A 20,579-nucleotide genomic window follows, 5' to 3' on the forward strand; every position below is an offset into this window, starting at 1 on the left:
GGTCTACAGGGCGTCGCTTGACGTCGCTTCAATAACGAACGAACCCGCGTACCGACGCGGAACGGGCCCGCGCGCACTCGGCACGTGGACCCGTTCATCGACCGCGTCTGCCGCGGCTACTTCTTCTTGCCGGAGGACTCGTCGCTCGACAGGACGGCGATGAAGGCCTCCTGCGGCACCTCCACCGAGCCGACCATCTTCATGCGCTTCTTGCCTTCCTTCTGCTTCTCGAGCAGCTTCCGCTTACGGGAGATGTCACCGCCGTAGCACTTGGCGAGGACGTCCTTGCGGATGGCGCGAATGGTCTCGCGGGCGATGACCCGGGAGCCGATCGCGGCCTGGATCGGCACCTCGAAGGCCTGCCGCGGGATGAGCTCGCGCAGCTTGGCGACGAGCCGCACACCGTAGGCGTACGCGGCGTCCTTGTGGGTGACGGCGGAGAACGCGTCGACCTTGTCGCCGTGCAGCAGGATGTCGACCTTGACCAGGCTGGAGGCCTGCTCGCCGGTGGGCTCGTAGTCGAGGGAGGCGTAACCGCGCGTCTTGGACTTCAGCTGGTCGAAGAAGTCGAAGACGATCTCCGCGAGGGGCAGGGTGTAGCGGATCTCGACCCGGTCCTCGGAGAGGTAGTCCATGCCGAGAAGGGTGCCGCGACGGGTCTGGCACAGCTCCATGATCGCGCCGATGAACTCGCTCGGGGCCAGGATCGTGGCGCGTACGACGGGCTCGTACACGTCGTTGATCTTACCCTCGGGGAACTCGCTCGGGTTCGTGACCGTGTGCTCGCTGCCGTCCTCCATGACCACGCGGTACACGACGTTCGGCGCGGTGGCGATCAGGTCGAGCCCGAACTCGCGCTCGAGCCGCTCACGGATCACGTCGAGGTGGAGCAGTCCCAGGAAACCGACGCGGAAGCCGAAGCCGAGCGCGGCGGAGGTCTCCGGCTCGTAGACGAGGGCGGCGTCGTTGAGCTGGAGCTTGTCGAGGGCCTCGCGGAGGTCCGGGTACTCCGAGCCGTCCAGCGGGTAGAGGCCCGAGAACACCATCGGCTTCGGGTCCTTGTAGCCGCCGAGGGCCTCGGTGGCGCCCTTGTTCAGCGAGGTGATCGTGTCACCGACCTTGGACTGACGGACGTCCTTCACGCCGGTGATGATGTAGCCGACCTCGCCGACGCCGATGCCGTCGGCCGACGTCATCTCGGGGGACGAGACGCCGATCTCCAGGAGCTCGTGGGTGGCGCCGGTCGACATCATCTTGATGCGCTCGCGCTTGTTGAGCTGCCCGTCGACGACACGGACGTAGGTCACCACGCCGCGGTACGAGTCGTACACGGAGTCGAAGATCATCGCGCGTGCGGGCGCGTCGGCGACACCGACGGGCGCGGGGACGTCGCGGACGACCCGGTCGAGCAGCGCGTCGACACCGACACCGGTCTTCGCCGAGACCTTGAGGACGTCCTCCGGCTGGCAGCCGATGAGGTTCGCGAGCTCCTCGGAGAACTTCTCCGGCTGGGCGGCCGGCAGGTCGATCTTGTTCAGGACCGGGACGATGGTGAGGTCGTTCTCCATCGCCAGGTACAGGTTGGCGAGGGTCTGCGCCTCGATGCCCTGGGCCGCGTCGACCAGCAGGACCGTGCCCTCACAGGCCGCGAGCGAACGCGAGACCTCGTACGTGAAGTCGACGTGCCCGGGGGTATCGATCATGTTCAGGATGTGCGTGGCGCCCTGGGACGGCCCCTCGGTCGGCGCCCACGGCAGCCGGACCGCCTGGGACTTGATCGTGATGCCGCGCTCCCGCTCGATGTCCATCCGGTCGAGATACTGGGCACGCATCTGCCGCTGGTCGACCACACCGGTCAGCTGGAGCATCCGGTCGGCGAGCGTGGACTTGCCGTGGTCGATGTGCGCGATGATGCAGAAGTTGCGGATCAGAGCCGGGTCGGTACGGCTCGGCTCGGGCACGTTGGTAGGAGTCGCGGGCACGCAGGGTCTCGTCTCGGGGCGATGTCGGATCGATACGTAGGCTCCATGGTCCCATGCCCGTCGCCCTGCGCCCGGTTTGGGCGGGCGTGAGGGTGACTGATACTGTGGACAGCTGTGTCTCGTGCGCCCTCTCAGCCGCGGGTCACACTCCAGAAGGAACATCGAACCTGTAAAGGCTCTTTTCGTGGCGAACATCAAGTCCCAGATCAAGCGGAACAAGACGAACGAGAAGGCGCGCCTGCGCAACAAGGCCGTCAAGTCCTCGCTCAAGACCGCGATCCGCAAGGCCCGCGAGGCCGTCGCCGCGGGTGACGTCGAGAAGGCCGTCGTGGCCACTCGCGCCGCCTCCCGCGCGCTCGACAAGGCTGTCTCGAAGGGTGTCATCCACAAGAACGCCGCCGCCAACAAGAAGTCGGCGCTGGCCACCAAGGCTGCCGCTCTCCAGGGCTGAGCTCTGATGTGACCGGCCGTACGGGACCCAGCGGGCCCTCTCTCCCGCTCCCGCCCGGCCACCAGGACTCGCACGCGGACGCGTTCGCCACGCGGGTGCGAGCCCACCCAGCTTGTACGACGAAGGCCCCGCCTCTCCTTCCCCAGGAGCGACGGGGCCTTCGCCGCGTCCCGGCACCGAAGGCCTGGCTCCGCCCCGGCACCGCGAAGCGGCCGCCGGAGGGCTCGGGCCCCGGGAAAGCACCGGGAAAGCACCGGGAAAGAGGCTCGGCGACGCAAAGCCGCCACCAGACGGCACGGGCCCCGGGGTGAAGCCCCCAGGCAAGCCTCCCGGCCGAGGCCAGAGCACCAGGTCGACCCGGCGGCGCGAAGCCGCCGCTGAAGCACGCGGGCCCGGGGCGAAGCCTCCGGGCAGAGCCAAGCCCGGAGCGCCGACCGCCGTGGGCGGCGCGAAGCCGCCGCCAGCCCGGACGGGACACGGCGCGAAGCCGCCGCCAGCCCGGACGGGACACGGCGCGAAGCCGCCGCCAACCCGGACGGGACACGGCGCGAAGCCGCCGCCAGACGGCACGGGACACGGCGCGAAGCCGCCGCCAGACGGCACGGGGTCCTGGGGCGCAGCCCCAGGAAGAAGCCTCACCCCCACCAGCCCCCGGCAGGGTCTCGGGAAGGGGCGGGGTGGGGGAAGACGCCCCTCAGACCCCGCGCCGCATCCTCGCCGCCCGCGCCACCGCGACCACCGCCTTCTCCAGGGCGTACTCCGGGTCGTCCCCGCCGCCCTTCACCCCCGCGTCCGCCTCGGCGATCGCCCGCAGCGCCACCGACACCCCGTCCGGCGTCCAGCCCCGCATCTGCTGCCGCACCCGGTCGATCTTCCAGGGCGGCATGCCCAGCTCCCGCGCCAGGTCGGCGGGCCGGCCGCCTCTGGCCGAGGACAGCTTGCCGATCGCCCGCACGCCCTGGGCGAGCGCACTGGTGACCAGCACCGGCGCGACCCCGGTCGAGAGCGACCAGCGCAGGGCCTCGAGGGCCTCCGCCGTGCGCCCCTCGACCGCGCGGTCCGCGATGTTGAAGGAGGAGGCCTCGGCGCGGCCGGTGTAGTACCGCCCGACGACGGCCTCGTCGATCGTCCCGTCCACGTCGGACGTGAGCTGCGCCGCCGCGGACGCGAGCTCCCGCAGGTCGCTGCCGATCGAGTCCACGAGCGCCTGGCAGGCCTCCGGCGTGGCCGACCGCCCGAGCGTCCGGAACTCCGCCCGCACGAACGACAGCCGCTCCGCCGGCTTCGTCGTCTTCGGGCAGGCCACCTCCCGCGCCCCGGCCTTGCGCGCCGCGTCGAGCAGTGCCTTGCCCTTGGCGCCGCCGGCGTGCAGCAGAACCAGCGAGATGTCCTCGATCGGGTCGTCGAGGTAGGCCTTGACGTCCTTGATCGTGTCGGCGGAGAGATCGTGGGCGTTCCGCACGACGAGCACCTTGCGCTCGGCGAAGAGCGAGGGGCTGGTGAGCTCCATCAGTGAGCCGGGCTGGAGCTGCTCGGGCGCGAGGTCGCGCACGTCCGTGTCGGCGTCGGCGGCGCGGGCGGCGCGCACCACCTCCTGGACGACGCGGTCGAGGAGCAGGTCCTCCTGGCCCACGGCGAGCGTCACGGGGCCGAGGAGGTCGTCGGGGGAAGTCTTTCTGGTGGCCATCGCGATCCAGCATCCCACGGGCCACTGACAGCGATGCCCGAGAATGGCGGGGTGAGTGAACGACACGTACTGGTACTCCCCGACCGCGACGCCGCCGAGGAGGTCGCGGGCGAGCTCCCGGACCGTTTCGGCCTGGCCGAGGAACCGCAGCTCGTACGGGACGCCCTGGCCGGCGAGGACGACGCCGAGGACGCCCAGTGGCTGGTCGTCGTCGAGGATCCGGCGGGCCGTCTGGACCCGGCGGCGCTCGACGACCTGGCAGCCGAGTACGAGGGCTGGCTGGAAGCCCCGTAACGCCTCCGTCAGCCCCGGCCCGCCGCCTTGGGCACGATCTGGATGTCGAGGTCGATGCTGATGCTGGACCCGACGGCCGCGATGCCGCGCGCGAGGAGCGTCTGCCAGGTGAGGGTGAAGTCCTCCCGGTGCAGCTCGGTGGTGGCCCGGCAGGCGCACCGTGCCTCGCCTTCGAGACCGCTCCCGAGGCCGAGGTACTGGGTGTCGAGGGTGACCGTACGGCTCACTCCGTGCAGGGTGAGCGCCCCGGTGACGGCCCACCGGGTGCCGCCCTTGTGCGTGAAGCGTTCGCTGAAGAACTCCAGCGTGGGGTAGGCGCCGACGTCGAGGAAGTCCCCGGAGCGCAGGTGGTCGTCGCGCATCTGCACCCCGGTGTCGATGGAGGCCGCGTCGATGACGACGTGCATCGCCGAGTGCTCCATCCGGTCACCGATCCGCACCGCGCCGGCGAAGCTGTTGAAGCGGCCGTGGATCCGGGCGAGGCCGATGTGGCGTGCCGTGAAGCCGATCTGCGAATGCGAGGGGTCGATCTCCCAGTCGCCGGGTTCGGGGAGCTGGGGCTGCGGGGCGACCTGGAGCAGTACGTCGCCCAGACCCGTGTGGACGCCCTCGGTGACGACGGCGCTGCCGTGGTGCGGCGTGTAGCCCTCGGCGGTCACGGCGAGCCGGTACTCCCCCGCCGGCACGGTCACCAGCGCCGTACCGTACGGGTCGGTCTCGCCGCCGAGCACCTTGCGGCCGGCGGCGTCACTGACGACGAACTCGGCCTGCCGGAGGGGTTCGTGCACGGGGTCGAGCACCCTGCAGCTCAGGACCCCCGCCGAGGCGGGGACGGCGACACCGGCGAGCGGGCCGCCTCGCGCGGCGCCCCCCGCGCGCTTCCCGAAGAGACGATCGAACATTCTTCACGCACCCCCGTGCGACTCGTTCACTGTGTAACGAAGTCGCATTCGATCATCGCCGGTACGTTCGAGGCAAACCGGGCAACCGGCAGCAAGTGCGACCGAGGGCCCGAATCGGATTTCCCACCCCGCGTCCAGCGGGCGACATCACCGGGTACGACGGCGATGCCGAGGCGCGCCTCGGGGAATGCGCAGGCGGAGCCGGCCGCTGCCGGAGTCCTAGCCGACGGGTGCCGATTCCCCTTCCCGGGCCGGCAGTTCACGCATGCGCGCCAGCGGTGAGGGCAGCACCCACAGCACGGCGAGGACGGCCCCCGCGGTGGCGATCCACAGCGTCGGGCGCAGCCCGATCGCGGTGCCGAGCAGACCGCCGACGAGCGCGCCGATCGGGCGGAACCCGTGGTTGAGCGTCCGGAACGCGCCCATGACCCGAGCTCGGACGGCGTCCGGTATCAGCGCCATCTGGAACGATCCCGCGGCGACGTCCACGATCATCACCCCGACGCAGGAGAGGAACTCCGCCACGAACATCACGAGGACCACCAGCGGAAGCGGCCCGTCCGCCAGGGGCACCAGAAGCAGCGGCAGCGTGAATCCGAGGAAGCCGGTGACGAGCGAGCCCCCGATGCCGATCCTTCGGACGACCGCCCCGCTGACCACCGCCCCGAGGAGGCCGCCCACGGCTCCGGCTCCGAGTATCAGCCCGAGCAGGCCGGCGCTGATGCCGAGTTCGCTGGTCACGTAGAGCACGAAGAGGGTGTGGAACATGTAGTTGAAGAACTGGACCGTGCCGGAGGCCGCGAACAGCGCGCGCATCGAGGGCTCCCGGAACAGCCAGCGCAACCCCTCGGTGAAGTGCCCCTTGGCCACGGGGGCCGGTGGCGCTTCGACCGGTTTGATCCGGGCCAGGTACCCGGCCGACACCAGATAGGTGAGGGCGTCCGCGACCAGGGCGAAGGGCGCGGTGAGGAACTGCACGAGGAGGCCGCCGATACCGGGCCCCGCCAGCCACGCCGTCGAACGGCTGCCGTTGACCAACGAGTTCGCCTGCACATATCGCTCGGTGGGGACGAGCGCCACGAAGAGCGTCGCGTTGCAGACGTCGAAGAGCACGGTGAGCCCGCCGATCCCGAAGGCCACCACGTAGAGCTGGGTGAGCGTCAGCGCGTCGAGCATGTAGGCGACGGGCAGCGTCAGCACCAGGGCCGCCCGCCCGAGGTCGGCCGCGATCATGGCGCGCCTGCGGCTGGTCTGCCGGTCGGCCCAGGCGCCGAGCGGAAGGTTGAGCAGGAGGGCGGGCAGGAGTTCTGCGGCCTTGAGCCAGCCCATCGCCGCGGCGTCGGCCCCGAGGACGAGGACGGCCGCGAGCGGGATCGCCATCAGCGATATCTGGTCCCCGGCGAGGGAGATGGTCTGCCCGGTCCAGTAGCGGCGGAAGGTCCGCTCGCGCAGCAGCGCCGGTATGCGTTCCACGAGGGCCACGCCGCTCACTCCTCTTCGGTTTCGGGGGTGTCTTCGGTCTCGGGGGCGTCTTCGCCTTCGGGGGTGTCCTGGTCCAGGTAGGCGATCCGCAGGACGATGACGGGCCGGGCGCCCTCCGGCCGGAGGGACGGGTCGGAGGCGCGCGCCTCGTAGGGCAGGAGCAGGGCGTCGATCCGCTCTCCGAGGACGGCCAGCTCCTCAGGTGTGAGGTGGAGCAGCGAGTCGCCGAACTGCTCGGCCTCCCGCCACTCCTTCGGGAGCCGGTGCCGGTTCTCCATGGCGCGGGTGACCCGCTCGAAGTACCGCTCGGCGATGGCGACACCCAGCGCGTCGGCCGCCTGCGAGACCGCCGCGTCCTCGCTGTACTCGGGCCATTCGGTGTACCGGGCCGTCGCCCGCCAGGGCTTCTCCCGGCCGCGACCGCCCGGCGCCTCCTCCACGAGCCCGTACTTGGCGAGTATCCGCAGGTGGTAGGAGCAGCTGGCCACGGACTCCCCGGTCAGCTCGGCGGCCCGGGTCGCGGTGAACGGCCCGTTGGCGCGCAGCATCCCCACCAGCGTCATCCGGAGGGGATGGGCGTAGGCCCGCAGGGCGCGCGGGTCGGTGAGTCGGATACTGCGGGGCTGCTCGTCCCCGGGGTGCGGGTCGCTGATCTCCGGCATGATGTAAAGATATCTTTAGAAAGACTCCTTTACAAGCAACGCCTACAGTCCCGCCCTCACCCTCCTCGCGGTACGGCCACCAGCCCTCTCCCCGCCCCCACCACCGCGATCGCCCCGTCCTCGTCGGTCCGCAGCACCCGCGCCCCACCGGCCCGCAACGACTCCAGCGTCCGGGGCGACGGGTGTCCGTACGGGTTGTCCCGCCCCGCGGAGACCAGCGCGAGCCGCGGCCGCACGGTCCGTATCAGTCCCGGGTCCTGATGGGCGGAACCGTGATGCGCCACCTTCAGGACGTCCACCGGCGCAAGCTCCGGATGGGCCCGCAGCAACCCCCGCTGGGCCGGCGGTTCCAGATCGCCGAGCAGCAACAGCGTCAGCCCTCCGGCAGTCCGGACGAGCAGGGTGACACTGGCGTCGTTCGGCCCTCCGGCCGATTCCCCGTGACCGGCCGGCGCCCCGGAACCCGCCGCTCCTCCAGCACCCGCCGCCCTCTCCGCACCCGCCGCCCTCTCCGCACCCGTCGCACCCTTCATGGGCCAGAGCACCCGCCACTCCAGCGTCCCGGCCCGCCGCTGCTCCCCCGGCCCCGCCCGGATCAGCGGCACACCCGCCGCTGCGGCCGTCCGCCGGACGAACGCGACCTGCGCGGGCGGCTCTTCGAGCCACGTCGCCTGGATCGCCCCCACAGACCGCCCCCGCAGCACCCCGGGAAGACCGGCCACATGGTCCGCGTGGAAGTGGGTCAACACCAACAACGGCACCCGCCGCACACCGAGTTCACGCAGACAGCGATCCACCGGTACGGGGTCGGGACCAGCGTCCACCACGACGGCCGCGTCCCCGCCCGCCGCCAGCACCGTCGCGTCCCCCTGCCCCACCTGACACATCGCGAACACCCAGCCGGGCGGCGGCCATCCGGTGACCCACCGGGCCAGCGGCACCGGTCGCACCACCACCAGCAGGAGCAGGAGGGCGACGAGCGCACCGACCGGCCCCCGGTGCGGCAGCCTGCGCACCGCGAGCACCACGAGGGCCGTCAGCAGCGCGAGGGCGAAACCGCCCCACCACCCGCCGGGCCACGCCAGCTCCGCCCCCGGCAGGGAAGCCCCGGTACGGGCCACCCGAGCGATCCACCCGGCCGGCCACCCCGCCACCCACGCCAGACCCTCCGCGGCCGGCGCCCACACGGGTGCGACAGCCAGCGCGGCGAAGCCGAACACCGTCGCGGGCGCCACCGCGAGCTCGGCGAACAGATTCGCCGGGATCGCGACCAGACTCACCCGGGCCGCGAACACGACCACGACCGGTGCGCACACCGCCTGCGCCGCCAAGGCCGCCGCGAGCGCCTCCGCCGGCCTGCCCGGCACGCGGCGTCGCCGCAGGGCCTCGCTCCACCGCGGGGCGACCGTGAGCAGGGCGCCGGTGGCCAGGACCGAGAGAAGGAACCCGTAACTCCGCGCGAGCCAAGGGTCGTAGAGCACCAGGACCAGCACGGCGGCGGCCAGCGCGGGGATCAGCGATCTCCTGCGGCCCGTCCCGATCGCGAGGAGCACGACGAGCCCGCAGGCCGCGGCACGCAGCACGCTCGGATCGGGGCGGCATACGACCACGAAGGCCAGCGTCAGCGCTCCCCCGGCCAGCGCCGTGACCCGCAACGACATCCCCAGCCGGGGTGCGAGCCCACCGCGCTCGACCTGGTGCGCCCGCCCGGGACGCCCGACGAGAAGGAGCAGGACGATGGAGAGGTTGCTGCCGGAGACGGCCAGAAGATGAGTGAGATCGGTGGCCTCGAAGGCGTCCCGCAGCTCGGGCCCGACCCTGGACGTGTCCCCCACCACCAGGCCGGGCAGCAGGGCCCTGGCGTCCGGGGCGAGCCCCTCGGTCGCCCGCCGCAGCCCGGCCCGGAGCTCCCCCGCCGTCCGCTGCAGCGTGCTCGGAGGTCCGAGTACGCGAGGCGGTCCCGCCCCGTCGACCTTGAGCACCGCCGCGAAGGGATCGCCGGGGCGGAAGGGCGGCGCGAGCCGAGCGCCGACACCCAGCCGGGTGGAGGGCAGGAGCCGCAGCCACTCCTCCCGCCCCTCCCCCGGCGGCACGATGAGCAGAACCGGCGCCCTGGTCCGGTGGACCGTGCCGTCCGGCCGCTCGACCCGGGTCACCTCGCCGTCCAGGACCACGGAGACCGGGACCGTCGCACTGCCCCGCACCCGGGGCCGCGTGAGCCGGGGATCTGAGGTCACCGTCACCTCCAGCCGCGCCCGCGCGTCCTCCCGGGCCAGCGCCGGTACGGGCCCGCGCCGCAGGTCCGCCGTATGCAGCCCCGCCGACGTGGCCCCTGCCGCGGCACACAGCAGGACCCCCGCGCAGGCGGTCGTCCACAGCCGCCGGCCGGACGGACCCCGAACGGCCTGCGTGTCGCGGAGCCACCGGGCCGGGACCGGTGCCAGCAGAAAGGCGGCTCCCGCCAGACAGACGCCGACGACCACCACCGTCCACCACCCGCTGACGCCCACCGCCCAGGCCGCCGCGACCCAGGCCGCCACCGCGAGCGGGACGAGCCGCAGATCGGTCGGCCCCTCCACCCACGGAGGCGCCCCGACTCCCGTGTCCCCAGCCCCGCCCTCCTCCGTCTCCCGTTCCCGCGTCGTCCTTTCCTCCGTCCCGCTCTCCTCGGCCGCCGTCGTCCCCCGGTTCACGGCCGGACCAGCGGTTCGAGGTCGGCGAACCTGCGCTCACCGATGCCGTTGACCTCCCGCAGCTCCCCGACGGACCGGAACCCGCCGTGCTCCGTGCGGTGGTCGACGATGTGCCGGGCGAGGACCGGTCCGACGCCGGGAAGCGTGTCGAGCTGCTCCACCGTCGCCGTGTTGAGGCTCAGCGGCACCGCCGGCCCACCACCACCGCTTCCGATCCCGGCACCGGAGCCGGAGCCGCCGACCGGCGTCCCCGGCAGGCCGACGAGAACCTGCTCACCGTCGAACAGCACGCGGGCCCGGTTGAGCCCGGTCAGATCGGCCTCCGGCTTCGCCCCGCCCGCGGCGCGCAAGGCGTCCGCCACACGCGAGCCCGCGGGCAGGGTCAGCACCCCCGGCCTGCGCACCTTGCCGCCGACGTCGACGATCACCCTGGCCCCGCCCCCCGCGGGCCGCGCCGCCGAGCCCGCCGCCGGCCCCGCTGGTGTGGCGGGCGCGACCGCTGCGGGCGCGGCCCGGACCAGTTCGGGAGCGCGCACCGGTTCCGGCCGTCCCGTCCAGAAGTACCCGCCCGCGAGACCCGCCGCCGCGAGCAGGACCACCGTCAGTGCGGCCAGCGCCCTCGGCTCCAGCCCGAACCGCGTCTGCGCCCACACCGGCGTCCGCTCACGCACCACCGCCGCCCACCGCTCCCGCATCCCGGGCGGGGATCCCCTCTCCAGCGCCTCAGGAGCCCTCGGACCACCCAGAACCCCCGGATCAGGGTCGGGAGCCGCTCCCACGTGCGCCCCGGGCCGTCCCACCGGCGGCCCCGCCGCCGGAAACAGGGCGTCCCCCCGCCGCCGTACGACGGCCTCGGAAGGCGTGGCGGTCCTCCTGACCCGGGCCCGCCTCCTGGCACGTCCGGGAGACCCGCCACGCGCCCCGGGGCGGCTCCGCCCGTCGGAGCCCGGCGCCCGGCCCGGTCCACTGGACGGAGCACCCGGCGCGCCCAGGACGTCGGGGGTGGTCGATGCGATGCGTGTACGAGGAGTCATGCGGGTGACGGTAGGGATCGCCGCCGTGCCGTGCGGGCCTCGCTCCCATTCCGTACACAAGGACCCCGTTGTGGAAAACTCCGTCACTCCCCCGGGGGACGTGCGGCCTCAGCGCGGCGAGACGACGACCGCAAGGAGCCCCGGTCCCGTGTGGGCGCCGATGACCGCCCCCACCTCGCTGACGTGGAGTTCCCCCATGCCGGGCAGCCGTTCCCGGAGCCGGTCGGCGAGGACCGCGGCCCGCTCGGGCGCGGAGAGATGGTGGACGGCGATGTCGACGGCGCCGGAGCCGGCCCGCTCCACCGCGATCTCCTCCAGCCGTGCGATGGCCTTCGAGGCCGTCCGCACCTTCTCCCGCAGTTCGATCCGGCCGCCGTCGAGTTCGAGGAGCGGCTTCACCGCGAGCGCGGAGCCGAGCAGCGCCTGGGCGGCGCCGATGCGCCCGCCTCGGCGCAGGTAGTCCAGGGTGTCGACGTAGAAGTAGGCGGAGGTGCCCGCCGCGCGCTTCTCGGCCGCCGCCACCACCTCGTCGAGCGAACCGCCCGCCTCCGCGACCTGCGCCGCCGCCAGGACGCAGAACCCCAGCGCCATGCCGACCATGCGGGTGTCCACCACCCGTACCGGCACGGGGGCGTCCTTGGCGGCCAGTACGGCCGCGTCATGGGTTCCCGAGACCTCGGCGGAGAGGTGGAGCGACACGATGCTCCGCGCGCCGGCGGCGGCGGCCACGCGGTAGGCCTCGGCGAAGGTCTCGGGGCTCGGCCGTGAGGTGGTGACGGCCCGCCTCTTCTGCAGGGCCTCCGCGAGGGCCTGCTCCGAGATCACGGTGCCCTCCTCGAGGGCGCGGTCGCCGATGACGACGGTCAGCGGGACCGTGGTGACGGCGTGCCGCTCCCTCGTCTGGCGTGGCAGGTAGGCCGTGGAATCGGTGACGATCGCGACATGCCGGGACATGAGCGGGAGGTTACCCGCCGAGGCCGCCGCAGGGCAGCCCGGCCCCCCGTCAGGTGGTGGTCTCGGGGCGCGCCGACTTCTCCCAGGGATAGGCGGTCCGCCGGGGATCGGGCGCGGTGATCGCGGACGGCTCGCCGCCGTCCCGCGGAGCTGCCTGACCGGACTGTCCCGACGCGCCGGTGGCCCTGTCGGAAGCGGCATCCGGCACCGGGCCCTGCGTCGTCTCCGGCTCGGTCCAGTGGCGCAGCGCGCCCGCCTCGACGTCGATCTGGGCGCTGAGCGTCGACAGGTCGTCCTCGGCGAACTTCACGGCCCGTTCCCTCGCGGCCCTGCGCAGCGCGTCGGCCGAGCTCGTGATGCGCTCGGTCCGCGCGGCGAGTTCGGGGAGCTGACCGGACACCCATGCCCGGTCCGGCTCCTTCTCAAGACGCTTGAGGTCCTCGTCCAGTTCACGCGCGTGCGCGCTGAGCCGGTGGAACAGGGCGAGCGACTCCTTCAGCGAGGCGTCCTCACCGACACCGGCCTGCAGCGCCTCCTGGGTGGCCCGCATCGAGGTGCGCAGCGCGAGCCGCAGTCTGGTCAGCTCGCCCGCCACTCCGGTCTGGCCGAAGCTCTTGGCCCTCAGGGTGGTGTCCTCGACCGTGCGCCTGGCCTGGTCCAGGGTGCGGTCGACGCCCCGCGCGGCGGCCTTGGCCGCCTTCACGGTGACGTAGGCCCCGAGCGCCACGAACGACAAGAAGAGCAGCGCCATGATCGTGATAATCGCGGCTTCCATGTGCGCGCCCCTCCGGCGTTCGTCGAGTCCCCACGGATGTGGTTCCTTCCACCGTAAACGGAAGGGGCAGGCCAGGGGTTCCATTGGAACCCCCAACCTGCCCGTAGGGGAAACCCCCTATGCGGGGAAGCCCCCTATTTCGGGAAACCCCCGTCAGCCGGCGACGATGTTGACCAGCTTCGGCGCCCGCACGATCACCTTGCGGATCTCGGCGCCACCCAGCGCGGCGACCACGTGCGGGTCGGCGAGCGCCAGCGTCTCGAGGTCGGCGTCCGTGATCGCAGGCGAGACCTCCAGGCGGGCCTTGACCTTGCCCTTGATCTGCACGACGCAGGTGACGGTCTCGTCGACGACGTACGCCGGGTCGGCGACCGGGAAGCTCTGATGGACGACCGAGTCGGTGTGGCCCAGCCTGCGCCACAGCTCCTCGGCGATGTGCGGGGCCAGCGGGGCGACGAGCAGCACCAGCTGTTCGGCGACCGGCCGGGAGAGCGCACCGCCGGACTTGGTCAGGTGGTTGTTCAGCTCGGTGATCTTGGCGATGGCGGTGTTGAAGCGCATCGCGACCATGTCCTGCGCGACACCGTCGATCGCCTTGTGCAGGGCACGCAGCGTGTCCTCGTCGGGCGCGGTGTCGACGACGGTGACCTCGCCGGTCGACTCGTCGACGATGTTGCGCCACAGCCGCTGCAGCAGCCGGTACTGGCCGATCACCGCGCGCGTGTCCCAGGGACGCGACACGTCCAGCGGGCCCATCGCCATCTCGTAGAGGCGCAGGGTGTCGGCGCCGTACTCGGAGCAGATCTCGTCCGGCGTGACGGCGTTCTTCAGGGACTTGCCCATCTTGCCCAGGACGCGGCTGACCTTCTCGCCCTGGTACCAGAAGCCGCCGTCCCGCTCCTCGACCTCGGCCGCGGGCACGGCGATGCCGCGCGCGTCGCGGTACACGAAGGCCTGGATCATGCCCTGGTTGTAGAGCTTGTGGAACGGCTCGGCCGAGGAGATGTGGCCCAGGTCGAACAGCATCTTGGACCAGAAGCGCGCGTACAGCAGGTGCAGCACCGCATGCTCGGCGCCGCCGACGTACAGGTCGACGCCACCGGTCGGCATGCCCTCGCGGGGGCCCATCCAGTACTGCTCGACGGCCGGGTCGACCAGCTTCTCGGAGTTGTGCGGGTCGAGGTAGCGCAGCTCGTACCAGCAGGAACCGGCCCAGTTGGGCATGGTGTTGGTCTCGCGGCGGTAGCGGCGCGGGCCGGTGCCGTCGCCGAGGTCCAGGGTGACGTTGACCCAGTCCTCGTTGCGGGACAGCGGGGTCTCCGGCTGGGTGTCCGCGTCGTCGGGGTCGAAGGTGCGCGGCGAGTAGTCCTCGACCTCGGGCAGCTCCAGCGGCAGCATCGACTCGGGCAGCGAGTGGGCGACGCCGTCCTCGTCGTAGACGATCGGGAAGGGCTCGCCCCAGTACCGCTGGCGGCTGAACAGCCAGTCGCGCAGCCGGAAGTTGACGGTGCCCTCGCCGATGCCGCGGTCGGCCAGCCAGGCGGTGATCTTCGCCTTGGCGTCGACGACGCCCAGGCCGTCCAGGGAGATCTCGTCGTTCGCGGAGTTGACCAGCTTCGCCTCGTAGGAGGCGAAGGCCTCGTCCCACGTGGACGGGTCGGTGCCGCGGTCGTCGCTGGGCTCCACGACACAGCGCATCGGCAGCTCGAAGGCGCGCGCGAAGGCGAAGTCGCGGCTGTCGTGCGCCGGGACGGCCATGATGGCGCCGGTGCCGTAGCCCATCAGGACGTAGTCGGCGATGAAGACCGGGACCCGCTCGCCGCTGACCGGGTTGGTCGCGTACGCGCCGGTGAAGACACCGGTCTTCTCCTTGGCGTCGGCCTGCCGCTCGACGTCGGACTTAGAGGCGGCCTGCTTGCGGTAGGCGTCGACGGCCTCGGACGGGGTGGCGTGCCCGCCGGTCCACACGTCGTGGGTGCCCTCGGGCCACATGGCCGGGACGATCTTCTCGACCAGGTCGTGCTCGGGCGCCAGGACCATGTAGGTCGCGCCGAACAGGGTGTCCTGGCGGGTGGTGAAGACGGTGATGGCGCCGGTGTCGCCCACTTGGAAGTCGACGCGGGCACCCTCGGAGCGGCCGATCCAGTTCCGCTGCTGCAGCTTGATGGCCTCGGGCCAGTCCAGCGCGTCCAGGTCGTCCAGGAGGCGGTCCGCGTAGGCGGTGATCCGCATGTTCCACTGGCGCAGCTTGGACTTGAAGACGGGGAAGTTGCCGCGCTCGGAGCGTCCGTCGGCGGTGACCTCCTCGTTGGCCAGGACCGTGCCCAGGCCGGGGCACCAGTTGACGGGCGCGTCGGAGGCGTACGCCAGGCGGTACTCGCCGAGGACGTCGGAGCGCTCGGCGGCGCTCAGCTCGCTCCACGCGCGCGTGGTGCCGGGAACGTCACGGGTGCCGTTCTCGAACTGCTCGATCAGTTCGGCGATCGGGCGGGCCTTGTCGGCCTCTTCGTCATACCAGGAGTTGAAGATCTGCAGGAAGATCCACTGGGTCCACTTGTAGTACTCCGGGTCGATCGTGGCGAACGACCGGCGCTTGTCGTGGCCCAGACCCAGCCGGCGCAGCTGGACCTTCATGTTCTCCATGTTGGCCTCGGTGGACACGCGCGGGTGCGTGCCCGTCTGCACGGCGTACTGCTCGGCCGGCAGGCCGAAGGCGTCGAAGCCCAGGGTGTGCAGCACATTGTGGCCGGTCATGCGCGCGTGGCGGGCGAAGACGTCCGTGGCGATGTAGCCGAGCGGGTGGCCGACGTGCAGACCCGCACCCGAGGGGTACGGGAACATGTCCATGATGAACTTCTTGGGCCGGGCGGCGATCACGGGGTCGCCCGCCAGGTCACCGGTGGGGTTCGGGGCCTCGTACGTGCCCTCGGCGTCCCAGAAGTCCTGCCAGCGTGCCTCGATGTCGGCGGCCATGGCCGCCGTGTAGCGATGCGGGGCCGCCGTCTCGGCGGCCGTATTGATCTCGGTCATGGTCCTTGAAGCTCCATCGATCGTCTCTGCCCACTGCCACGGACTGCCGTGAAATGAAAAATCCCCTCGCACAGGAGGGGACGCCGCGCCGACTCCGACGGGATGTCTGTCATCCGTCGGGACTGATCAGCGCGGCTCGGTAAGCAGAAGGCGTACGGCACGCATGGCGCCAGGGTACCGCAGGGCCCGCGGCGGCCGCACCGGCGTTCCGAGAACGAAGAAGCGGGCCACCCGATCCGGGTGGCCCGCTTCTCTTCTGTGGAGCTAAGGAGAATTGAACTCCTGACCTCCTGCATGCCATGCAGGCGCTCTACCAACTGAGCTATAGCCCCTTGCTTGTCTCCGTCTCCGTTTCGGTTTCCCTCGCGGCGACAGACAGAACATTAACCGGCTCCCCGGCAGAACTCCAAATCGATTCTCGGAGCCCTCCTGACCTGCCGGGTAGGGTCGCCGACTGTGTCCGTCTCCGTGCTCTCCAAAACCCGCGCCCGGCCGTGGCCCCTGGCCACCGCCGCGGCGGTCTGTCTGCTCTCGTTCGCGGCCTTCTGGGTGGCGCAACGCCTCGCCCACGTGAACATGCTCGACGTGATGGTCTACCGGGCCGAGGGCGAGACGGTCCGGGCCGGCGGCGATCTGTACGCGATGCGCGCCACCTCCGCGAACCTCGGGATGACGTACCCGCCTTTCGCGGCTCTGCTGTTCGTTCCCCTGACCCTGGTGAGCGTGCCGCTGATGCGGACGCTGAGCACGGCGGGGAACCTGCTCCTCGTGGTCGCCCTGGTGCAGCTGTCGCTGCAGCTGGTCCGCCCTTCGCTGTCCCGTACGGACCTGTGGCGCACGACACTGTGGGTCGCGGCGGTCCTGGTCTGGTGCGAGCCGGTGTGGACGACCCTGCGGTACGGCCAGATCAACCTGCTCATAGCGGTGGCGGTGCTCTGGGACCTCACCCGCCGCCGGGACAGCCGCTGGGCCGGGCTCGGCATCGGCCTGGCGACCGCGGTGAAGCTCACACCGGGCCTGTTCGTGGTCCTGCTGCTCGTCGCGGGTCTGCTGCTGTGGCGCCGTGACCGGGTCCGGAACACCTGGCTGCGCACGGCCGTGACGGCGACCGGGGTGTTCCTGGGGACGACGCTGGCCGTGGCGCTCGTGCTGCCGGCCGACTCGAAGCGGTTCTGGACGGAGACCCTGTTCGAGACCGGCCGGGTCGGCTTCGCCGAGGAGACCGCCAACCAGTCCATCCGAGGGGTCCTGGCCCGGCTGATGCACACCGACGATCCAGGCATGTGGTGGGCGGTGGCGGCGGCCGTCCTGGGCGGCGCGGCGATGGTGCTGGCGGTCCGGGCCGCGCTGCGCGGCGACAAGGCGGTGGCGGTGGTCGTCTGCGCGTTCACGGCGCTGATGATCAGCCCGATCTCCTGGTCCCACCACTGGGTCTGGTGCGTCCCGCTGCTGATCCTGCTCGCGGACCGCGCCACGCGCGCGTGGCCCGTGACGGGGGCGGTCGGCCTGGCCTTCGCGTCGTTCGCGCTGTGGTGGGTCCCGCACGACCCGGGCCGGCCCGAACTGGACCAGAACGCGGGTCAGATGGTGCTGTCAGCCGTCTATCCCCTGACGGCGACGGCGTTGCTCGTGGGGTACGTGCTGACGCTGCGGCGTCAGGCTCAGGCCGTGGCGAAGGAGTAGAACCGCTTGAGGGTGCAGTGCTCGTCGAGGAGCCGGCCGTAGATCGGCTCCCCCTCCAGCTCGCGGTACGTCTCGATGGGGTCGCCTTTTATGATCAGCGCCCGCGCGCACTCCTCGCACCAGTATTGGAACCCCGGGTTGACGGGGTCCATGTCGCGCACGATGGGCGTGCCGCTGCCGCACCAGTCGCATTTCCGCCTGTGTGCACCCATCAGTCAGCTCCAGCTGTGGCCGCAGGCCGTGCACCCATAGGACACCCCGCCGTTTTCGCCGAGCACTTGGGCCACCCTCCCGTCCGGATCCTCGTCCCCCTCCGGCCGTCCGATTCTGCCATGGCCCCGCAAGAGCGTCAGCGCGCTCGGCGTGGTGGTCCGGCCGCCGCCCCGACGATCGCGGCGACGGCGAGGGCGAGGGTGGTCACCCACAGCGCGCCCGCGGAGTCCCCCGCTCCGTCTCCGGCGGTGCCGCCGAGGAAGAGGGTGCCGAAGGCGGCCACCCCGATGAGCTGGCCGAGCTGGGTGACGGTGGCCAGCAGCCCGCTGGCGTCGGCCGCGTCCTCGGCCCGCACGGTGGCCAGGGCGCCGGTCAGGGTGGGGCTGAAGGCCAGCGCGATACCCGCTCCGAACACGCCCAGTGCGGGGTAGAGCGCCCAGCCGCCCGTACCGCCGCCCTTGAGCAGCCCGCCGATGGCGACCGCCGCGGCGGCCGCGAGCAGGAACCCGCCCGGCACCAGCGTGCGGTGCAGCCGGGCGGGCCAGCTCCGCCAGGTCAGTCCGACCGCGCCGAAGACGACGGCCGCGGGACCGAAGGTGAGTCCGGCGCGCAGGGCGCTGTGACCGAGCCCTCCCTGCAGGTGCAGGGTGAGGGTGAACAGGAAGCCGGCGTTGACGCCCATGGCCACGGTGATCAAGAGGACCGCCCGCCCCATGCCGGGCAGGCGCAGGACGCGCGGGGCGATCAGCGGCGCACCACCGCGCCGGGCGAGCCGCGACTCGTACGCCCCGAGGAGGACGAGGAGCACCAGGGAGCCGCCGAACGAGAACCAGGACCACAACGGCCAGTCCTGCTCCTGGCCGAGGACCAGGGGCACGGTCAGCAGGGACACGGCGGCGCCGAGCAGGAGGAGGCCCGGCAGATCGAGGGCACGCGCGCGCGTGGGTCCTGTCGGGTTGTCGCGGGGCAGGACCCGGGCGCCGAGCACGAGCAGGCCGACGCCGATCGGGACGTTGACGAGGAAGACGGGCCGCCAGCCGGTGCCGAAGAGGTCGGCGCTCACCAGGACCCCGCCGACGACCTGCCCCGCGGCGGCGCCCGTGGCCAGGACCGCGGAGTAGGCGCTCAGCGCCCGGACCCGGCCTTCGCCGGTGAAGTTCCGCTGGATGAGGCTGAGCACCTGCGGGATCATCAGGGCCGCGCCCGCGCCCTGCGCGAGCCGGAAGGCGATCAACTGGCTGGGCCCGGTGGCCAGTCCGCAGGCGAGGGAGGCCGCGGTGAAGACGGCGAGGCCGCCGAGGTAGACCCGCCGGTGCCCGAGCAGGTCGCCGAGCCGGGCTCCGGTGATCAGCAGCACCGCGTAGGCGATGGTGTATCCGGCGACGACGAGCTGGAGTTCGGCCCCGGAGGCGGAGAGTTCCTCGCGGAGCGTGGGGGCGGCGACGTTGACGATGAAGACGTCGAGGAGCGCCATGAACTGGGCGGCGAGCACCACGCCGAGCAGTGGTCCGGGGCGGTTGTCGGTGCCACCGTCTTTACTGAGTACGGGACGTGATGCGGTCGAGGTCATGCGTCGAGCGTGACCGCGATCGGATACGGGTAACGAGAGCCCGCTGATGCTGGTACTGACACCACCTGGCAGCGGCGGCACGGGGACTCGACCATGGGGGTGTGACGATCGTGGCAGCAGTACCGACACAGCGGCGCCGGCGGCCGGAACTGGCCGCGTTCCTGCGCAGCCGACGGGCCAGGGTGACCCCGGAGGACGTGGGGATGCCGCCGGGTCTCCGCCGCCGTACGCCCGGGCTGCGCCGCGAGGAGGTCGCCCAGCTGTCCGGGGTCGGCGTCACCTGGTACACCTGGCTGGAGCAGGGCCGTCCGATCAACGCCTCCGCGCAGGTCCTCGACGCGGTCGCCCGCACGCTGCGCCTCGACCGGCCCGAGCGCGAGCACCTCTACCACCTGGCCGAGGTGCCGTACGCCCCGGAGCGGTCGGCCGCGGACATCGCGGTGGTCAGTCCTGAGCTCCAGGGCATCCTCGACGCCCTGGACCCTCACCCGGCGGTGCTCTACAACGCGCGGTACGACGTGCTCGCGACCAACGCCATGTACGAGCGCCTCTTCTTCCAGGACGAACAGGAGAGCCGGGAGAGACGGGACAGCCATGGCAGCCGGGGCGGACAGGCTATGGACACCGGCCCGTTCGGCATACGCAACGTGCTGTGGGCGCTCTTCACCGTGCCCGGAGCCACGTGCCCGCTGGTCGACCGGAAACGGGAGCTGCCGCTGATGGTGGCCCAGTTGAGGGGCGCGTACGGGCGCCATGTGGGCGAGCCCGCCTGGGAGGAGTTCGTGCGGCGCCTCGCGGAGGCCAGCGCGGAGTTCGGCCGGCTGTGGCGCAGTGGCGACGTGGTCCCACCGGGGACGCGGGTGAAGGCCTTCCGCCACGAGCGGGTGGGCGAGGTGCGGTTGACCTCGGTCTCCCTCTCCGTCAACGGGATGCCGGAGTGCCGGATCGTGACGTACACGCCGAACGACGAGGAGAGCCGCCAGGGGCTCGCGTCCCTGCGCGAGGTGACGGAACGACGAATCCCGCCCCCTGCTGGGGACGGGATTCGGTGACTGTGGAGCTAAGGAGAATTGAACTCCTGACCTCCTGCATGCCATGCAGGCGCTCTACCAACTGAGCTATAGCCCCTCGTGTTCTTCGCGCTCTGCGCTGCGAACAAGAAGAACT

Annotated in this window: 16 protein-coding genes and 2 tRNA genes; 4 read left to right on the forward strand and 14 right to left on the reverse strand. The window is 71.9% G+C overall.

The features are described from left to right. Positions 1-116 precede the first annotated feature (116 nt). Positions 117-1,982, reverse strand: coding sequence for a translation elongation factor 4 (gene lepA, locus ACIA8N_RS03745; RefSeq protein WP_365785447.1), 1,866 nt, complete (start codon positions 1,980-1,982; stop codon positions 117-119). Between the two features lie 184 nt (positions 1,983-2,166). Here lepA and rpsT point away from each other — a divergent pair, with 184 nt between their 5' ends. Next, the gene (rpsT, locus tag ACIA8N_RS03750) at positions 2,167-2,433 is read left to right on the forward strand and encodes a 30S ribosomal protein S20 (RefSeq protein ID WP_030217470.1); all 267 of its coding nucleotides are present in this window, start codon (positions 2,167-2,169) and stop codon (positions 2,431-2,433) included. 694 nt (positions 2,434-3,127) lie between these two features. On the opposite strand, the gene holA is transcribed toward rpsT, so the two are convergent. Next, positions 3,128-4,120, reverse strand: a complete 993-nt coding sequence (holA, locus tag ACIA8N_RS03755; protein WP_365785445.1) for a DNA polymerase III subunit delta — start codon at positions 4,118-4,120, stop codon at positions 3,128-3,130. A gap of 33 nt (positions 4,121-4,153) precedes the next feature. Between holA and ACIA8N_RS03760 the strand changes: the two genes are divergently transcribed. Further along, the gene (locus ACIA8N_RS03760) at positions 4,154-4,414 is read left to right on the forward strand and encodes a hypothetical protein (protein ID WP_399415589.1); all 261 of its coding nucleotides are present in this window, start codon (positions 4,154-4,156) and stop codon (positions 4,412-4,414) included. An 8-nt stretch (positions 4,415-4,422) separates the two neighbouring features. Here ACIA8N_RS03760 and ACIA8N_RS03765 read toward each other — a convergent pair whose 3' ends face one another. From ACIA8N_RS03765 to ACIA8N_RS03805, 9 genes are all read right to left on the reverse strand, one after another. After that, the gene (locus ACIA8N_RS03765; RefSeq protein WP_365785441.1) at positions 4,423-5,316 is read right to left on the reverse strand and encodes a YceI family protein; all 894 of its coding nucleotides are present in this window, start codon (positions 5,314-5,316) and stop codon (positions 4,423-4,425) included. A 219-nt stretch (positions 5,317-5,535) separates the two neighbouring features. Next, on the reverse strand, positions 5,536-6,798 hold the full coding sequence (locus ACIA8N_RS03770) for an MFS transporter (RefSeq protein ID WP_399415591.1): 1,263 nt from the start codon (positions 6,796-6,798) through the stop codon (positions 5,536-5,538). Positions 6,799-6,803: 5 nt separating this feature from the next. Continuing rightward, entirely contained in the window at positions 6,804-7,460 is a 657-nt protein-coding gene (locus ACIA8N_RS03775) for a helix-turn-helix domain-containing protein (protein WP_365785437.1), read from the reverse strand. 56 nt (positions 7,461-7,516) lie between these two features. Then, positions 7,517-10,039, reverse strand: coding sequence for a ComEC/Rec2 family competence protein (locus ACIA8N_RS03780; RefSeq protein ID WP_365785435.1), 2,523 nt, complete (start codon positions 10,037-10,039; stop codon positions 7,517-7,519). Positions 10,040-10,149: 110 nt separating this feature from the next. After that, entirely contained in the window at positions 10,150-11,187 is a 1,038-nt protein-coding gene (locus ACIA8N_RS03785) for a ComEA family DNA-binding protein (RefSeq protein ID WP_365785433.1), read from the reverse strand. A gap of 108 nt (positions 11,188-11,295) precedes the next feature. Continuing rightward, a complete protein-coding gene (locus ACIA8N_RS03790) occupies positions 11,296-12,141 on the reverse strand; it encodes a DegV family protein (protein ID WP_365785431.1) in 846 nt (281 codons plus the stop codon). 49 nt (positions 12,142-12,190) lie between these two features. Beyond that, complete coding sequence (locus ACIA8N_RS03795; protein ID WP_365785429.1) at positions 12,191-12,916, reverse strand: hypothetical protein; 726 nt, start codon at positions 12,914-12,916, stop codon at positions 12,191-12,193. Positions 12,917-13,069: 153 nt separating this feature from the next. Then, positions 13,070-15,946 carry a leucine--tRNA ligase gene (gene leuS, locus ACIA8N_RS03800; RefSeq protein ID WP_365785427.1) on the reverse strand — a complete coding sequence of 959 codons (2,877 nt, stop codon included), beginning with the start codon at positions 15,944-15,946 and terminating at the stop codon, positions 13,070-13,072. A 259-nt stretch (positions 15,947-16,205) separates the two neighbouring features. Further along, positions 16,206-16,278 (reverse strand) — tRNA-Ala (locus tag ACIA8N_RS03805). A 124-nt stretch (positions 16,279-16,402) separates the two neighbouring features. Here ACIA8N_RS03805 and ACIA8N_RS03810 point away from each other — a divergent pair. Further along, positions 16,403-17,629: a glycosyltransferase 87 family protein gene (locus ACIA8N_RS03810; protein ID WP_365786024.1), complete on the forward strand. Its 1,227-nt coding sequence runs from the start codon at positions 16,403-16,405 to the stop codon at positions 17,627-17,629. Here the strand turns inward: ACIA8N_RS03810 and ACIA8N_RS03815 are convergent. Both ACIA8N_RS03815 and ACIA8N_RS03820 read right to left on the reverse strand, forming a co-directional pair. Then, the gene (locus ACIA8N_RS03815) at positions 17,608-17,841 is read right to left on the reverse strand and encodes a hypothetical protein (RefSeq protein WP_015033559.1); all 234 of its coding nucleotides are present in this window, start codon (positions 17,839-17,841) and stop codon (positions 17,608-17,610) included. The genes ACIA8N_RS03810 and ACIA8N_RS03815 overlap by 22 nt on opposite strands. A gap of 137 nt (positions 17,842-17,978) precedes the next feature. After that, positions 17,979-19,412 carry an MFS transporter gene (locus ACIA8N_RS03820; RefSeq protein ID WP_365786026.1) on the reverse strand — a complete coding sequence of 478 codons (1,434 nt, stop codon included), beginning with the start codon at positions 19,410-19,412 and terminating at the stop codon, positions 17,979-17,981. A gap of 101 nt (positions 19,413-19,513) precedes the next feature. Here ACIA8N_RS03820 and ACIA8N_RS03825 point away from each other — a divergent pair, with 101 nt between their 5' ends. Beyond that, positions 19,514-20,464 (forward strand): helix-turn-helix transcriptional regulator, encoded by a 951-nt coding sequence (locus tag ACIA8N_RS03825; RefSeq protein ID WP_365786028.1) that lies wholly within the window; start codon positions 19,514-19,516, stop codon positions 20,462-20,464. 3 nt (positions 20,465-20,467) lie between these two features. Here the strand turns inward: ACIA8N_RS03825 and ACIA8N_RS03830 are convergent. Next, positions 20,468-20,540 (reverse strand) — tRNA-Ala (locus ACIA8N_RS03830). Between the last annotated feature and the right edge of the window lie 39 nt (positions 20,541-20,579).

It is taken from the genome of Streptomyces sp. NPDC051822, assembly GCF_044452745.1.
Classification (GTDB): Bacteria; Actinomycetota; Actinomycetes; order Streptomycetales; family Streptomycetaceae; genus Streptomyces.

What these genes read in the sequence shown, in the direction of transcription:
- holA (WP_365785445.1), bottom strand. Translation starts at nt 4,120, where the DNA reads ATGGCCACCAGAAAGACTTCCCCCGACGACCTCCTCGGCCCCGTGACG.
- ACIA8N_RS03760 (WP_399415589.1), top strand. Translation starts at nt 4,154, where the DNA reads ATGCCCGAGAATGGCGGGGTGAGTGAACGACACGTACTGGTACTCCCC.
- ACIA8N_RS03765 (WP_365785441.1), bottom strand. Translation starts at nt 5,316, where the DNA reads ATGTTCGATCGTCTCTTCGGGAAGCGCGCGGGGGGCGCCGCGCGAGGC.
- ACIA8N_RS03775 (WP_365785437.1), bottom strand. Translation starts at nt 7,460, where the DNA reads ATGCCGGAGATCAGCGACCCGCACCCCGGGGACGAGCAGCCCCGCAGT.
- ACIA8N_RS03785 (WP_365785433.1), bottom strand. Translation starts at nt 11,187, where the DNA reads ATGACTCCTCGTACACGCATCGCATCGACCACCCCCGACGTCCTGGGC.
- ACIA8N_RS03790 (WP_365785431.1), bottom strand. Translation starts at nt 12,141, where the DNA reads ATGTCCCGGCATGTCGCGATCGTCACCGATTCCACGGCCTACCTGCCA.
- ACIA8N_RS03795 (WP_365785429.1), bottom strand. Translation starts at nt 12,916, where the DNA reads ATGGAAGCCGCGATTATCACGATCATGGCGCTGCTCTTCTTGTCGTTC.
- leuS (WP_365785427.1), bottom strand. Translation starts at nt 15,946, where the DNA reads ATGACCGAGATCAATACGGCCGCCGAGACGGCGGCCCCGCATCGCTAC.
- ACIA8N_RS03815 (WP_015033559.1), bottom strand. Translation starts at nt 17,841, where the DNA reads ATGGGTGCACACAGGCGGAAATGCGACTGGTGCGGCAGCGGCACGCCC.
- ACIA8N_RS03820 (WP_365786026.1), bottom strand. Translation starts at nt 19,412, where the DNA reads ATGACCTCGACCGCATCACGTCCCGTACTCAGTAAAGACGGTGGCACC.